This is a genomic window from Paracoccus sp. (in: a-proteobacteria), from assembly GCF_046462195.1.
Lineage (GTDB): Bacteria > Pseudomonadota > Alphaproteobacteria > Rhodobacterales > Rhodobacteraceae > Paracoccus.
Genome location: NZ_JBKGUN010000199.1, coordinates 1 through 13,148, shown reverse-complemented (window position 1 = coordinate 13,148; position 13,148 = coordinate 1). Strand labels below are relative to the sequence as shown.

Sequence of the window (13,148 nt, the reverse complement as noted above, 5' to 3'; positions counted from 1 at the left end):
GGGGGTTGACCTGTTCTTTTGTCGAACCTCGCGTCACCTGCCGGCTTCGTGATCGACAGCCATGAGCCCATGCGTTAAACCTCTGCTGGCTGTTTGATGGCGGTCGCAGATTGCGAACGGGCGACAGATTGATATAAATTAATCGTGCCGACTTGAACCAGACCCTTGGTCATGGCGTTCGACGCGTGTCGTCGAAAAACGTCATTTGTGTGACGGCGCTGCAGGAGATCTCGTGAGCAAGACCAAGGACCTGACGATCCTTATCGTGATCGGTGCCACCCTGTGCGGCGTCTTCATCCTCGACATGATGCTTCCTTTGGGAAGGGCTGTCTGGCTGTTCTACATCCTGCCGCTGATTCTGGCGTTCGGCAGTTCGATGCCGCTGTTGCCGATTGTCGTGGCGGTGCTGGCCTGCCTGATGATGGCGCTGGGCTTTTCACTGGACCAGACGGGAATCGACCCGCTGATCGCCGCCGCCAACCGGACGATGGCTGGGGTCGTCTGCATGATCCTGGGCTTTGCCGGTCGCGAGATGATCCAAGGGCGGGAGGCGCTGACGCGGACCGAATGGATCAATGAAGGCCAGATCGAGATATCCCGCGCCTTGCAGGGCGAAGTGTCCAGCGAACGCTTGGCACGCCAGATCCTGCAGGTTCTGGCCGATCGCATCGGCGCCCGGGCGGCAGTGGTTTATGCCCGCAACGGCAATGGCCATGTGCGGCTGGCCAGCTGGGGCGTGGACAACGCCTCTCTGACCGAGCGGGTGCTGGATAACGAAGGGCATCTCGGGCGCGCCTCGTCCGAGCGGCGCATCCTGTCGATGCCGTTGTCCCCGGATCAGGCGCTGGGCTGGACCTCGGGCCTTGCACGGGGACGGGCGCCCCATGCGCTGATGGTCCCGCTGAGCGATGGTCATATCGTGAACGGGCTTATTGAATTCGGTTTGGAATCAGAGCCTTCGGGGCGAATCTTGGAACTGTTCGACCGCATTTCGGACAAGCTGGGAACCGCCTTGCGATCTGCGCAGTACCGGGAGCAGTTGCAGGAACTGCTGGAGGAAACCCGGCGTCAGGCCGAGGAACTGCGCAGCCACACCGAAGAGCTCGCCGCCTCGAACGAAGAGCTGGAGGAGCAGACCCGCGCACTGCAGGACAGCCAGCGGCGCCTGGAAATCCAGCAGGCCGAATTGGAGAGCCAGAACGCCCAGCTGGAAAACCAGACGCAGGAGTTGGAGGAACAGCGCGATGCGCTGGCCCGGTCGCGCCGCATGCTGGAGGACCAGTCCGCGGAACTGGTACGCGAAAGCCGCTACAAGTCCGAGTTCGTGGCGAACATGTCGCACGAACTGCGCACGCCGCTGAACGCGCTGCTGATCATGTCGCGGCTTTTGTCGGAAAACCGAGGGCGCAACCTGTCGGACGAACAGGTTCGCTGGGCGGAGACGATCGAAAGCTCCGGCAAGGACCTGCTGGCCCTGATCAACGACATCCTGGACCTGTCCAAGATCGAATCCGGCAAGCTGGAGCTGGCGCAGGACCGCATCGACCTGCAGGCAACGGCAACCAAGCTGATGCGGGCCTTCGAGATGCAGGCAAAGTCCAAGAACCTGCAGCTGACGGCCGAAATCGCGCCCGGCCTGGGCGAGCTGGTGACGGACGGCCAGCGGCTGGAGCAGGTGCTGCGCAACTTCATCTCGAACGCACTCAAGTTCACAGAACGCGGGCGTGTCTCGCTGCGCATCGCACCGGTCCCGCAGGGCATCGCCTTTTCGGTCGAGGATACGGGCATCGGTATCGACGCCGCCCAGCAGGAGGCCGTGTTCGAGGCATTCCGGCAGGCCGACGGCACCATCTCGCGCCGTTTCGGTGGCACGGGACTGGGTTTGTCCATTTCGCGCGAACTGGCGGATCTTCTGGGAGGCCGCATCACGTTGAGCAGCGAAAAGGGCCGTGGCAGCGTCTTTACCCTGATCCTGCCTGAAGCCCCCGCGATCAGGCAACTGGCTGGCGCCGCACGGGGGGTCCCCCTGCCGTTGCCCGTGCCAACGGCAGCGACTCCTCTCCACGAGGTCGAACCCGTCCTGCTGGACGCCCTGCCGGGGCTGGAAGACGACCGCGCGGTCATCGCGGCGGGCGACCGGGTGATGCTGGTGGTCGAGGACGATCCCGCCTTTGCCCGCATCCTCTGCGGTCTGGCACGGGATCTGGGCTTCCGCTGCATCTGTGTCGGCCGTGCCGATGACGCCGTGCGCGCGGCACGGCACTTTCTGCCGCAGGCCATTGTCATGGATGTCGGACTGCCCGATCATTCGGGCCTGTCCGCGCTGGACCGGCTGAAGCGTGACACCACGACGCGGCACATTCCCGTCCACATGGTTTCGGCCGATGATTATACCAAGGAAGCGCTCGAGCAGGGAGCCATCAGCTATATGCTGAAACCCGTGCAGCGCGACCAGCTGGAACAGGCGATCCGCAGCCTGGAGCGCCGGCTGGAACAGCGGCTGCGCTGCGTGCTGATCGTCGAGGACGATCCCGCGCAGATGGAAGGGTTGAAGGCCCTTCTGGCCAGCGACGAGGTTGAGACCGTGGGGGCAGGCACCGCTGCCGAGGCGCTGCAGATCTGTCGGTCGCGCACGGTCGATTGCATCGTGTTGGACATGACGCTGCCTGATGCTTCGGGCTTTGACCTGCTGGAGGAACTGGACGGCGATGGCACGGCATCCTTTCCACCGGTTATCGTCTACACCGCCCGCACCCTCAGCGAACCCGAGGAACAGCGTTTGCGCCGCTATTCCCGCTCGATCATCATAAAGGGCGCCAAGTCGCCGGAACGCCTCATCAACGAGGTCACACTGTTCCTGCACCAGGTCGTGTCCGACCTTCCCGCCAAGCAGCGCGAGATGCTGGCAGCGTCGCTGAACCGCGATGCCCAGCTGGAAGGCCGCCGCATCTTGGTGGTCGAGGATGACATCCGCAACGTTTACGCCCTGACCGGCGTCTTCGAACCGCATGGGGCCACTGTCCAGATTGCCCGCAACGGGCGCGAGGCGCTGGAAGCCTTGGGCCGCATCAACGATGGAGCGGCGCCGCGGATCGATCTGGTCCTGATGGACGTGATGATGCCGGAAATGGACGGGCTGACCGCCACGCGGGAAATCCGCAAGATCGACCGCTGGAAAAGCCTGCCCATCATCATGCTGACGGCCAAGGCGATGGCCGAGGACCAGAACCAGTGCCTGGCAGCCGGTGCGAACGATTACCTGTCCAAGCCGCTGGACGTCGACAAGCTGTTGTCCCTGACCCGCGTCTGGATGCCGCGATGAGCCTTGATCCCGTTCCCGCGGCGCCCGACGACGCAATCGAGCTGGACCTGTTCCTCGAAGCGTTGAACAGGCGCTATCATTATGATTTTCGTTCCTATTCCCGGGGGTCGCTGGCGCGGCGCGCGGAACTGGCGCGGCAACGGCTGGGGTGCGCCACGCTGTCCGAGGTGCAGGGTCGGTTGCTGCACGACCCTTCCGTGCTGCCCGACATCATCGACGCCATGACAGTGCAGGTCAGCGAGATGTTCCGCGACCCGGATTATTACTTGGCGCTGCGGCGCGAGGTGCTGCCGCATCTCCAGACATTCCCGTCTCTGAAGGTCTGGGTCGCCGGATGTGCCGACGGCGAGGAACTCTATTCGATGGCCATCCTTTTTCAAGAAGAAGGGCTGTTCGACCGGACGCTGTTCTATGCGACCGAGATCAACCGCCGCGCTTTGGCGCGCGCCGAGGCGGGGGTTTACGACATCGACCGCCTGCCGGTCTTTTCGCAGAACTACCAGCGGGCGGGCGGGCGCGGGTCGTTGTCGGATTATTATCTGGCCGCTTATGGGCGTGCCGCCTTTGACCCGGCGCTGCGCGCGCGCACGGTTTTCACCGAACACAGCCTGGCGACGGATCAGGTCTTTTCCGAGGTGCACCTGATCAGCTGCCGCAACGTGCTGATCTATTTCGACGCGGCCTTGCAGGACCGGACCTTGGGGCTGTTTTCCGAGGCCCTGACGCGGGGCGGCTTCCTGGGCCTCGGCTCGCACGAAACCCTGCGTTTTTCCAGCCATGCCGCATCATTCGCGGCCTTTGACGAACCCGACCGGATCTGGCGCCGCACCGCCTGCCAGGAGACCATGCATGCCCGATAAGCCCATCCGCTTCCTGATCGTGGACGACATCGCCGAAAACATCATGGCGCTGGAAGCGCTGGTGCGCCGGGACGGGCTGGTGGTCGATACCGCGCGTTCGGCCACGGCCGCGCTGGAACTGATGCTGATGCACGACTATGCGCTGGCCTTTCTGGACGTGCAGATGCCGGGCACCGATGGATACGAACTGGCTGAACTGATGCGGTCGACGGAACGGACGCGGGGTGTGCCGATCATTTTCGTCACCGCAGCCGAGATGGACGAAGCGCGGCGGTTTCGTGGCTATGAGGCAGGGGCCGTCGATTACATCTTCAAGCCCATCGACCCGATGATCCTGAAATCCAAGGCCGAAGTGTTCTTTCGCATCGGTCGTCAGGCCAAGGAGCTGGTGCGGCAGCGCGACGAGATGCAGGAAATCGCGCGCCATCGCGACCGCGTGATGGCCCAGCTGAAGGCGCATGCGGATAATTCGCCCTTGGCCTTCGTGGCGCTTGATCGCGACCTGTGCATCCGCAGCTGGTCCAAGGGGGCCGAACGGATGTTCGGTCGGGCGGCGGGTGACCTGCTGGGGCTGGCAGGCGAAGCATCGGGCTGGCTGGACCCGGCGGGTGCCGGCATTCTGCAAGGCTGGCTGGAGGCCGGCAATGACGAGGCTCCCCGTTTTTCGGCCGAGATGGTGCTGGATCATGCCGATGTGGGACCGATCAGCTGCGAGGTTTATGGCTCGGTTCTGGCGGGTGCCGACGGGCGCCAATCCTTGTCGCTGCAGATCCTGGACATCACGGAACGCAAACAGTCCGAGGAGGTCAGATCCTTGCTGATCGGAGAGCTGAACCACCGGATCAAGAACACGCTGGCCAACGTCCAAGCCATTGCCCGCCAGAGCCTGCGCCAGTCCGACGGCCTGGAAAGCTTCGAGGCCAGTTTCGCGGGCCGCCTTCAGGCCCTGGCGCGTGCCCATTCGATCCTGTCGGACGTGACCTGGGCCAGCGCGCCACTGGATCAGCTGATCGACGACCAGATCAGTTCGGGTACGCTGGACGGGGAAAGGCTGCGCCGCAATGGCGACCCGGTGGAGCTGGCCCCCGACACCATGCTGCGCCTGGCCCTGACGCTGCATGAGCTGGGAACCAATGCCGCCAAGTACGGCGCACTGTCGTCGCCGCAGGGTCTGGTTCACCTGGACTGGACGCTGTCGGGCAATGTGCTGGAGCTGGTGTGGCGGGAAAGTGGAGGACCTGCCGTTTCGCCGCCCTCTCGGGACGGGTTCGGCACCACCCTGATCACCGCCGCGGGCGGTGGCGAAGATGGAGCCGCCACCGCGGAATGGCACCCCAAGGGCGTCATCTGGACCATCCGCCTGACCGAAGGCGTGACGCCCCTGAGATCCCGGAATGCGGTCACCGAAACCAGCCTGATACGGCGCGCAGCCCCGCCCAGCACCTTGGACGGCTGTCGGATCCTGCTGATCGAGGACGAGCCGCTGGTCGCCTTGGACCTTCGCTTCGAACTGGAGGATGCCGGGGCCGAGGTGGTGGCCATTGCCCGCACCATCGACGAGGCCATGACAGCCGTGCAGGGACAGGGTTTCGATCTGGCCCTGCTGGACGGCAACCTGAAGGGTCAGCCGGTGGACGAGGTGGCCCTCGTGCTGACCCAACAGGGCAACCCCTTCTGCTTTGTGTCGGGCTATGGGCGGGAGCATCTGCCGCCGGGTTTCGACCACGCGCCTTTGATCGAAAAGCCGTTTCGCCCGGACGCCCTGCGCAACACTCTCACCGATCTTCTGGCGCGCGAACTGATCGAGGCCGCACAATAGCCGGAAAAGAAGCTTTTCCCGCGGCAGATGCCGGGCTCGGACCGGTGGACGCGGCGCCAAAGGCCTGCCCCGGGCCTTGTTCCGGATGAAGGAACAACACCGATCGGTTGTTCCGGCAGTCGAACGGCTCCTTACAGGTCGCAGGCTTGCACATCGCGCGGGTTTCAGGCATCCCGTCGCCCTCGTCTTCGTAACCAGGCAGGACAGTCATGAACGAAACGGCCCCCAGTGGCGCGGCGATCACCTTCGACGGGGTGGGCAAGTCCTTCCCCAAGAAGGGCGGCGAACGGGTCATGGCATTGGCCGACATCTTCCTGACCGTTCCGCAAGGCAGCATCACGGGCATCATCGGGCGCTCGGGGGCGGGCAAATCGACGCTGCTGCGCATGGTCAACGGGTTGGAACGTCCAACCGAAGGGCGCGTCGAGGTCGTGGGCCGGGATGTCGGTCGTGCGCAGGGGGCGCAACTGCGGGCGATCCGCCGGGACGTCGGCATGATCTTTCAGCATTTCAACCTGTTGTCCTCGCGCACTGTCTGGGGCAACGTCGCCTTGCCGCTGGAGATCGCCGGGACGCCGGGCGACCGGATCCGCAAGCGGGTCGATCAACTGATCGAGCAGGTGGGGCTGACGGCCCTGCGCGACCGCTATCCGGCCGAACTGTCGGGCGGCCAAAAGCAGCGGGTCGGCATCGCCCGCGCCCTTGCCACCAGTCCCAAGGTCCTGTTGTCGGACGAGGCGACCAGCGCACTTGATCCCGAAACCACCAAGACCGTGCTGGAACTGCTGGGCCAGATCAACCGCGACCTGGGCCTGACCATCCTGCTGATCACGCACGAGATGGCAGTCCTGCGCGACATCGCCAGCCACATGGCGGTGATCGAAGGGGGTCGGATTGTGGAATCGGGGCCGGTGCTGGACGTGTTCACCCGTCCTGCCCATGCCACCACGCGCTCCTTCCTGTCGGGCGTGACCGGCGCGACGCTGCCGGCCTTTGTGGCGGGCCGGCTGCTGTCCGAACGGCCCGATGGCCCCAGCCACGAAGTCATCCGCGTCACTTTTGCCGGCACCCATGCCACGGACCCGATGCTGGCCCGCCTGACCAGCGAATTGGGGATCGAGGCTAATATCCTTGCCGGCGCCATCGAGGAGATAGGGCCGCATCCCTTCGGCAACCTGCTGATCTCTCTGGATGCCGCGCGTGCCCCCGAGGCGCGTGCCTTTCTGGAACGCCATGGGCTTTTGACCGAGGTGCTGGGCCATGTCCGCTAACCTGATCCCGATCCTGTGGGACGCCACGCTGCAAACCCTTTACATGGTCGCGATCTCGACCATCCTGGGCACGTTGGGGGGGCTGCCGCTTGGCGTCTTTCTGGCCATATCCCAACGGGGTGAACTGCTGTCGGCGCCGATCGTGAACCGCGTTCTGGGGCTGATCGTGAATGCGACACGCTCGGTGCCGTTCATCATCCTGGTGGTGGCCATCATCCCCTTTACCCGCGCCGTGGTGGGAACCTCGATCGGGACGAACGCCGCGATCGTGCCGCTGACGCTGGCGGCCGTTCCCTTCATCGCGCGCCTGGTCGAGAACGCCATCCGGGAGGTGGACGCCGGTCTGATCGAGGCCGCCCGCGCCATGGGCGCCACGCCCCTCCAGATCATCCGCAAGGTCCTGATCCCCGAAGCGATGCCCGCCGTCGCGCTTGGCCTGACGCTGGCCGTGGTCAGCCTGATCGGCTATTCCGCCATGGTGGGCGCCGTGGGCGGGCAGGGTCTGGGCGATCTGGGTATCCGCTATGGTTACCAGCGCTTCATGCCCGAGGTGATGGCAGCCGTTGTCGTCATCCTGATCGTGCTGGTGCAACTGGTCCAGTCGCTTGGCGAATGGATCGCTGCCCGGGTGGACCGCCGTGCACCGCGCAACCGCGGCCACTGATCTTCTCTGCAAACAAGAAAGGAACCGTCCGATGCTGCGTTTGACTAGCTTCGTTTCCGCCCTGGCCCTCTCGGCTGCCGCCGGCATGGCCGAGGATATCACCGTGGGTGTTTCGCCCGGTGAACATGGCGAGATCATGGAAGAGGTGGCCAAGGTCGCCGCGCCCATGGGCCTCAACATCGAGGTGATCGAGTTTTCCGATTACGTCGTGCCGAACCAGGCCCTGGCTGACGGCGACCTGGACGCCAACAGCTTCCAGCATCGTCCTTATCTGGAAAACCAGATGAAGGACCGCGGCTTCAAACTGGTCGAGGTCGGCACCACGATCACGACGCCCATGGGCGTTTATTCGGACAAGCTGGAGTCGCTCGATGACCTGCCCGAGGGCGCGCAGGTGGCGATCCCGAACGATCCGACGAATGGCGGTCGCGCGCTGCTGGTTCTGCAGGACCTTGGCGTGATCACCCTGACCGAGGGGACAGGCCTGGTGCCCAGCCCGCTGGACGTGAACGACAACCCCAAGAACCTGCAGTTCCTGGAACTGGACGCGGCCCAGTTGCCCCGTGCCCTGGCCGACGCCGATATCGCGATCATCAACACGAACTATGCGCTGGCCTCGGGCCTGTCGCCGCTGGAAGACGCGATCGCGATGGAAAAGGCCGACAGCCCTTACGTCAACATCCTGGTGGTGCAGGAAGGCCGCGAAGGCGAGCCTTGGGTCCAGACACTGGTCGATGCGTATCACAGCGACGAGGTGAAGGCCTTTATCGACGAAAAATACGAAGGCTCCGTCCTGACCTCCTGGTGAGTACAAGGGCCGCCCCGACGGGCGGCCCTTTTTCAGCTGCGGTCAAGGCCCATCTGCCAGAACCCGACCTCCAGCTGCGTGGCCTGCGTGAAATGCCGCGCCAACACCGCCGCGCGCGGCAGCTGGTGCCAATCCGGGCCGAGCCTCGCCTCCAGGCTTGCGTCGATCAGGGTGCCGACCTCGTGGCAGACCCGTTGATAGCCTTCGCCGCCATAGGTGGCGGTCCACTTGCCATAAGGGCCGCCGCTGTCGGCGTGCATCAATCCGATCTCGCCATAGCCGAAGACGCAAGGTGCAAGGGCCGCCAGAAGGTCCAGCATGTCCCCCGCGTAGCCTGTCGCCTGGACAAAGCGGGTATAGGCCATGTTGGCGGGTGATTCCGCGGTGGCCTGCAACATCGCTTCGGTGATGCCTTCGCGGCCGCAGATCTCGACATGCAGCGGCATCTCGTCGTTCAGAAGTCCGTGCGCGATCGACGAGGCTGCCTGCATCTCGGTCATCCTGTCGGATTTGGCAAAGACCAGGGCCCAGCTGCGCGCGAAGTGCAGCAGGAAGACATAATCCTGCTGCAGGTAATGCAGGAAGCTGTCGCGGGGCAGGGTGCCGCCTGCAAGCTGGCGGACAAAGTCATGCTGCACATAGGCGGCCCAATGGGCGCCTGCCGCCTGGCGCCACAAGGCAAAGGCCCTGCCATAGTCCGGGGTAACGTCCGGAACGCGCAAGGAATCAGGGGAGCTTGTCATGAGGTTTTCCTGGTTCGGGATCTGTCACGGCCAGCAGCGCGATGCTGCCGGGCCAACGTGATTGCAGGAGCTGTCCCGCATTATGGGCCCTTAGGCCGGTGCGGCAGGCCAGCACGACGCGCGCACCGGATGGGGGATGCAGATCCCCGATCCGTTCGGGCGGCAGATGGCGCGCATCGGGGTGGAAAGGGCGCGATGCCTCGGTCCGCAGGTCGATGATCAGATCATCGGGCAGGACCTGCGTTTGCGCGATGAAGGGCAGGGCCGACGCGGGCTCGGGGGCGCTGTCGAACCGGAACCCCCCCATCCGCCAGCGCTCGGCATCGACACTGATCAATCGGCCCAAGGGCGAGGGGCTCATCTTCAGAAACACCGCCAGCGCCATCTGAGCCTGCAATGCGCCCATCATGCCGACCACCGGCCCCATCACGCCTGCCGTGGCGCAGGTGGCGCCGCGGACGGGCAGATCCGGAAAGATTGCCCGCAGGCTGGGGGCCCCACCGCAGCAGCCCGCCACATAGCCCGAAAGCGCCAGCGCGGACCCCGCGATCAGCGGTACAGCCGCCGTCAGGCAGGTGTCCGACAAGGTCAGGCTGACGGCAAAGCTGTCCGCGCAGTCCAGCACGATATCGGCCCCTTCCACCAGCGCGGGCGCCGTTTCCGGTGTCAGCCAGCCGACGCGGGGGGTCACGACGACCCCGGGGTTCATGGCGGCCATCACCTCGGCTGCGGCCTGTGCCTTGAACCGGCTGATATGGTGCATGCCATAGATCGGCTGGCGGTGCAGGTTCGTTTCCTCGACCCGGTCGCCGTCGACCAGCGTGATCCGGCCAATGCCCGCACCGACAAGGTATTGCAGCGCCGGAACCCCCAAACCCCCCGCGCCCACGATCAGGACATGGGCGCGGTCCAGGCGTTCCTGACCGTCGGCACCGATCGGGGGCAGCACCATCTGGCGGGCATAGCGGTTCATCCCGCCACCTGCAGCCAGTCGCGCATCCGCGCCTGCGGGTCGGGATTCAGCGTGATGTCGGTCACGGCCGAAACGATATCGGCACCCGCCGCCAAGGCCGCCGGCGCACGCTGAACGCTGAGGCCGCCTATGGCCACCAGGGGGATCGGGCCGATCAGCCGCTTCCATTCGGTGACGCGGTCAAGGCCCTGTTCATGCCACTTCATCTGCTTCAGGATCGTCGGCCAGACCGGACCCAGCGCCACGTAATCCGGTTCCAGTCCCAGCGCCCGGTCCAGTTCCGCGTGGTCATGGGTCGAAATCCCGAGCCGCAGCCCCGCGCGCCGGATGGCGGGCAGATCGGCCCCGTCCAGATCCTCCTGCCCCAGATGCAGCCATTCCGCGCCTTCGTCGATGGCAATCCGCCAATGATCGTTCACCACCAGGATCGCGTCATGGCGGCGGGTCAGTTCCAGCCCGCGCCGAATCTGGGCGCGAAGCATGTCGTCGGGGTGGCCCTTGAGGCGCAACTGCACCAGCCGGACCCCCAGCGGCAGGGCCTGCTCCAGCCAGTCCGCACTGTCAAAGATCGGGTAAAATCGGGGCAGGGTCACAGCCAGGCCTTTCCAAGCACGGGGGTCGAGGGCACGGCCATGTCGCGCGGCCCCATCGGATCGGCCTGATGCGCCAGATGCCCCGCCTCGACCGCCAAGGCAAAGGCGCGGGCCATGGCGACAGGATCGCCCGCCTGCGCAACGGCGCTGTTCAGCAGGACGGCATCGAACCCCATCTCGATTGCCTGCGCGGCATGGCTGGGCAGGCCGAGGCCCGCGTCAATCACCATCGGCACGTCCGGAAACGCCGCGCGCAGCATCCGCAGGCCGTAAGGGTTGTTCAACCCCAGTCCGGACCCGATGGGCGCGCCCCAGGGCATCAATACCCGGCAGCCCACATCCAGCAGGCGCTGCGCCAGAACCTGATCCTCGGTCGTATAGGGAAGAACCTCAAAACCCTGCATCGCAAGGGTCTCGGCTGCCTCCAGCAGGCCGAAAGGATCGGGTTGCAGGGTGTCGGCATGGCCGATCACCTCCAGCTTGATCCAGTTCGTTTCAAAGACCTCGCGCGCCATCTGGGCGGTCGTGACAGCCTCGCGTGCGCTGTGGCAGCCGGCGGTGTTGGGCAGGATGCGGACGCCGAGGTTGCGGATGATGTCCCAGAAGGTCTGTCCCTGGCCGCCTTCGCGCCGCAGGGACACGGTCGCCACCGATGCGCCACTGGCCCGGAACGCGGCCTCCAGCACCGCAGGAGAAGGGTATTGCGCCGTGCCCAGCATCAGGGCCGAGGGCAGCGGGATCCCATAAAAATCGCGCATCTCAACCTCCTTGCATCGGGGCCAGAACCTCCAGCCGGTCCCCTTCGCGCAAGGGCTGGCCCTCGCGGGCGGCGGCGGGCAGGAAGGTCCCGTTCAACGCGGTGGCGACGCGGGCCTCGGCCCAGCCCAGTTCGGCCAGCGCGGCCGTGACGGTGCCCGCGGTGACGTCGCGCGGCTCTCCGTTCACCTCAATCCTCATGGACAAGCTCTCCCTTGGTGCGGGTCAGAAGATAATCGGCGGCCTGTCGGGCCAGCGCGGGGGCCAACAGGTATCCGTGGCGGAACAACCCGTTCAGGTGCAGCACACGCCCGCGCACCAGTACGCGGGGAATGTTGTCGGCAAAGGCAGGGCGCAGATCGGCACCCAGTTCGACAACGCCGGCTTCGGCAAAACGGGGGTCCAGCGCATAGGCGGCGCTGAGCAGTTCCAAGGCCGCGCGGGCCGAGACCGGTGCGCGCGACGTGCTTTCCAGCTGCGTCGCGCCCAGCATGAAGATGCCCCCTGCGCGCGGCACAACATACAGGGGGTGGCGCGGGTGCAGCAGGCGGACGGGGCGGGACAGCGCGATGTCGGGTGCATGCAGGACAGCCATCTCTCCCCGGACGCCGCGCAGGCCGGGCAGGGATGCAGCCATGCCGCGCGCGTCGATCACCGTGCCTTCGATATCCTCGGGTGCGGCCTCGGCCTGCTCGGCCTCCACCCCCCGCGCCCTCAGCGAGGCACTCAGGTCGGCCAGCGCCTGCCGCGGGTCCAGATGTGCCTCGGAGGGAATGAACAGGCCGTCGCGGTGGCCGGGCAGGTCGGGCTCCAGCTCGGCCACAGCGCGCCGTTCATGGCAGGACGCGCGGCGGGCAAAGCGCAATAGTTCGGCCCGGTCCCGGTCCAGCGCCAGGACCAGCGTGCCGGCCCGGGTGACAGGCGTGATGGCCGACCAGAAATCCGCCGCCTCGGCCCCGAGACGCGCAACGACGGGATCCGCGGTGACCCCTTCGCAATGAGGGGCCAGCATGCCGCCCGCCCACCATGAACAGCAATGGGGTCCGGGGACGCCGCTGCGATCCAGCAGCCGCACCGCCAGACCCCGTTGCGTCAGCTCGTGCGCGGCGGCGAGACCTGCGATGCCCGCGCCCAGGATCGTGACATCGACCATCAGGCCCAGACCGCGTGGAAATGATGAACCGGTCCTTGGCCGCGGCCGATCCCCAGGTCATCGGCGGCGGCAATGGCTTGCTGCAGGTACCGATGTGCCATGGTCACCGCCTGTTCAAGGGAAAGGCCCTGTGCCAGACCGGCGGCAATGGCGGCCGACAAAGTGCAGCCGGTGCCATGGGTGTTC

The 13,148-nt window shown here is 65.7% G+C and carries 13 protein-coding genes; 6 read left to right on the top strand and 7 right to left on the bottom strand.

What is annotated here, in order from left to right; all coding sequences use genetic code 11:
* Positions 1-232: 232 nt before the first annotated feature.
* The 6 genes from ACLHHB_RS12065 (at position 233) to ACLHHB_RS12040 (ending at position 8,744) form a co-directional block, all read left to right on the top strand.
* Positions 233-3,322, top strand: a complete 3,090-nt coding sequence (locus ACLHHB_RS12065; RefSeq protein ID WP_410218528.1) for a response regulator — start codon at positions 233-235, stop codon at positions 3,320-3,322.
* Complete coding sequence (locus ACLHHB_RS12060; protein WP_410218527.1) at positions 3,319-4,182, top strand: CheR family methyltransferase; 864 nt, start codon at positions 3,319-3,321, stop codon at positions 4,180-4,182. The genes ACLHHB_RS12065 and ACLHHB_RS12060 overlap by 4 nt, the downstream gene beginning before the upstream one ends.
* Positions 4,172-6,001 (top strand): response regulator, encoded by a 1,830-nt coding sequence (locus tag ACLHHB_RS12055; RefSeq protein WP_410218526.1) that lies wholly within the window; start codon positions 4,172-4,174, stop codon positions 5,999-6,001. The genes ACLHHB_RS12060 and ACLHHB_RS12055 overlap by 11 nt, the downstream gene beginning before the upstream one ends.
* A gap of 209 nt (positions 6,002-6,210) precedes the next feature.
* Positions 6,211-7,272 (top strand): methionine ABC transporter ATP-binding protein, encoded by a 1,062-nt coding sequence (locus ACLHHB_RS12050; protein WP_410218525.1) that lies wholly within the window; start codon positions 6,211-6,213, stop codon positions 7,270-7,272.
* Entirely contained in the window at positions 7,262-7,936 is a 675-nt protein-coding gene (locus tag ACLHHB_RS12045; protein WP_410218524.1) for a methionine ABC transporter permease, read from the top strand. Before ACLHHB_RS12050 ends, ACLHHB_RS12045 begins: the two co-directional genes overlap by 11 nt.
* A 31-nt stretch (positions 7,937-7,967) precedes the next feature.
* Positions 7,968-8,744, top strand: coding sequence for a MetQ/NlpA family ABC transporter substrate-binding protein (locus tag ACLHHB_RS12040; protein ID WP_410218523.1), 777 nt, complete (start codon positions 7,968-7,970; stop codon positions 8,742-8,744).
* A gap of 32 nt (positions 8,745-8,776) precedes the next feature.
* Here ACLHHB_RS12040 and ACLHHB_RS12035 read toward each other — a convergent pair whose 3' ends face one another.
* The 7 genes from ACLHHB_RS12035 to ACLHHB_RS12005 all read right to left on the bottom strand — a co-directional run.
* Positions 8,777-9,487, bottom strand: a complete 711-nt coding sequence (locus ACLHHB_RS12035; protein WP_410218522.1) for a TenA family protein — start codon at positions 9,485-9,487, stop codon at positions 8,777-8,779.
* Entirely contained in the window at positions 9,471-10,460 is a 990-nt protein-coding gene (locus tag ACLHHB_RS12030; protein WP_410218521.1) for a ThiF family adenylyltransferase, read from the bottom strand. The genes ACLHHB_RS12035 and ACLHHB_RS12030 overlap by 17 nt, the downstream gene beginning before the upstream one ends.
* Positions 10,457-11,053 (bottom strand): thiamine phosphate synthase, encoded by a 597-nt coding sequence (locus ACLHHB_RS12025; protein ID WP_410218520.1) that lies wholly within the window; start codon positions 11,051-11,053, stop codon positions 10,457-10,459. Before ACLHHB_RS12025 ends, ACLHHB_RS12030 begins: the two co-directional genes overlap by 4 nt.
* Positions 11,050-11,811, bottom strand: a complete 762-nt coding sequence (locus ACLHHB_RS12020; protein ID WP_410218519.1) for a thiazole synthase — start codon at positions 11,809-11,811, stop codon at positions 11,050-11,052. Before ACLHHB_RS12020 ends, ACLHHB_RS12025 begins: the two co-directional genes overlap by 4 nt.
* Before the next feature lies 1 nt (position 11,812).
* Positions 11,813-12,010: a sulfur carrier protein ThiS gene (thiS, locus tag ACLHHB_RS12015; protein ID WP_410218518.1), complete on the bottom strand. Its 198-nt coding sequence runs from the start codon at positions 12,008-12,010 to the stop codon at positions 11,813-11,815.
* Positions 12,000-12,962, bottom strand: a complete 963-nt coding sequence (locus ACLHHB_RS12010) for an FAD-dependent oxidoreductase (protein WP_410218517.1) — start codon at positions 12,960-12,962, stop codon at positions 12,000-12,002. The genes thiS and ACLHHB_RS12010 overlap by 11 nt, the downstream gene beginning before the upstream one ends.
* A partial coding sequence (locus ACLHHB_RS12005; RefSeq protein WP_410218516.1) for a bifunctional hydroxymethylpyrimidine kinase/phosphomethylpyrimidine kinase occupies positions 12,962-13,148 on the bottom strand: 187 nt, incomplete at its 5' end. The genes ACLHHB_RS12010 and ACLHHB_RS12005, both read right to left, overlap by 1 nt.

Excerpts from the sequence above, each read along its gene's own strand:
- ACLHHB_RS12060 (WP_410218527.1), top strand. The coding sequence starts at position 3,319 with ATGAGCCTTGATCCCGTTCCCGCGGCGCCCGACGACGCAATCGAGCTG.
- ACLHHB_RS12055 (WP_410218526.1), top strand. The coding sequence starts at position 4,172 with ATGCCCGATAAGCCCATCCGCTTCCTGATCGTGGACGACATCGCCGAA.
- ACLHHB_RS12050 (WP_410218525.1), top strand. The coding sequence starts at position 6,211 with ATGAACGAAACGGCCCCCAGTGGCGCGGCGATCACCTTCGACGGGGTG.
- ACLHHB_RS12045 (WP_410218524.1), top strand. The coding sequence starts at position 7,262 with ATGTCCGCTAACCTGATCCCGATCCTGTGGGACGCCACGCTGCAAACC.
- ACLHHB_RS12040 (WP_410218523.1), top strand. The coding sequence starts at position 7,968 with ATGCTGCGTTTGACTAGCTTCGTTTCCGCCCTGGCCCTCTCGGCTGCC.
- ACLHHB_RS12035 (WP_410218522.1), bottom strand. The coding sequence starts at position 9,487 with ATGACAAGCTCCCCTGATTCCTTGCGCGTTCCGGACGTTACCCCGGAC.
- ACLHHB_RS12030 (WP_410218521.1), bottom strand. The coding sequence starts at position 10,460 with ATGAACCGCTATGCCCGCCAGATGGTGCTGCCCCCGATCGGTGCCGAC.
- ACLHHB_RS12020 (WP_410218519.1), bottom strand. The coding sequence starts at position 11,811 with ATGCGCGATTTTTATGGGATCCCGCTGCCCTCGGCCCTGATGCTGGGC.
- thiS (WP_410218518.1), bottom strand. The coding sequence starts at position 12,010 with ATGAGGATTGAGGTGAACGGAGAGCCGCGCGACGTCACCGCGGGCACC.
- ACLHHB_RS12010 (WP_410218517.1), bottom strand. The coding sequence starts at position 12,962 with ATGGTCGATGTCACGATCCTGGGCGCGGGCATCGCAGGTCTCGCCGCC.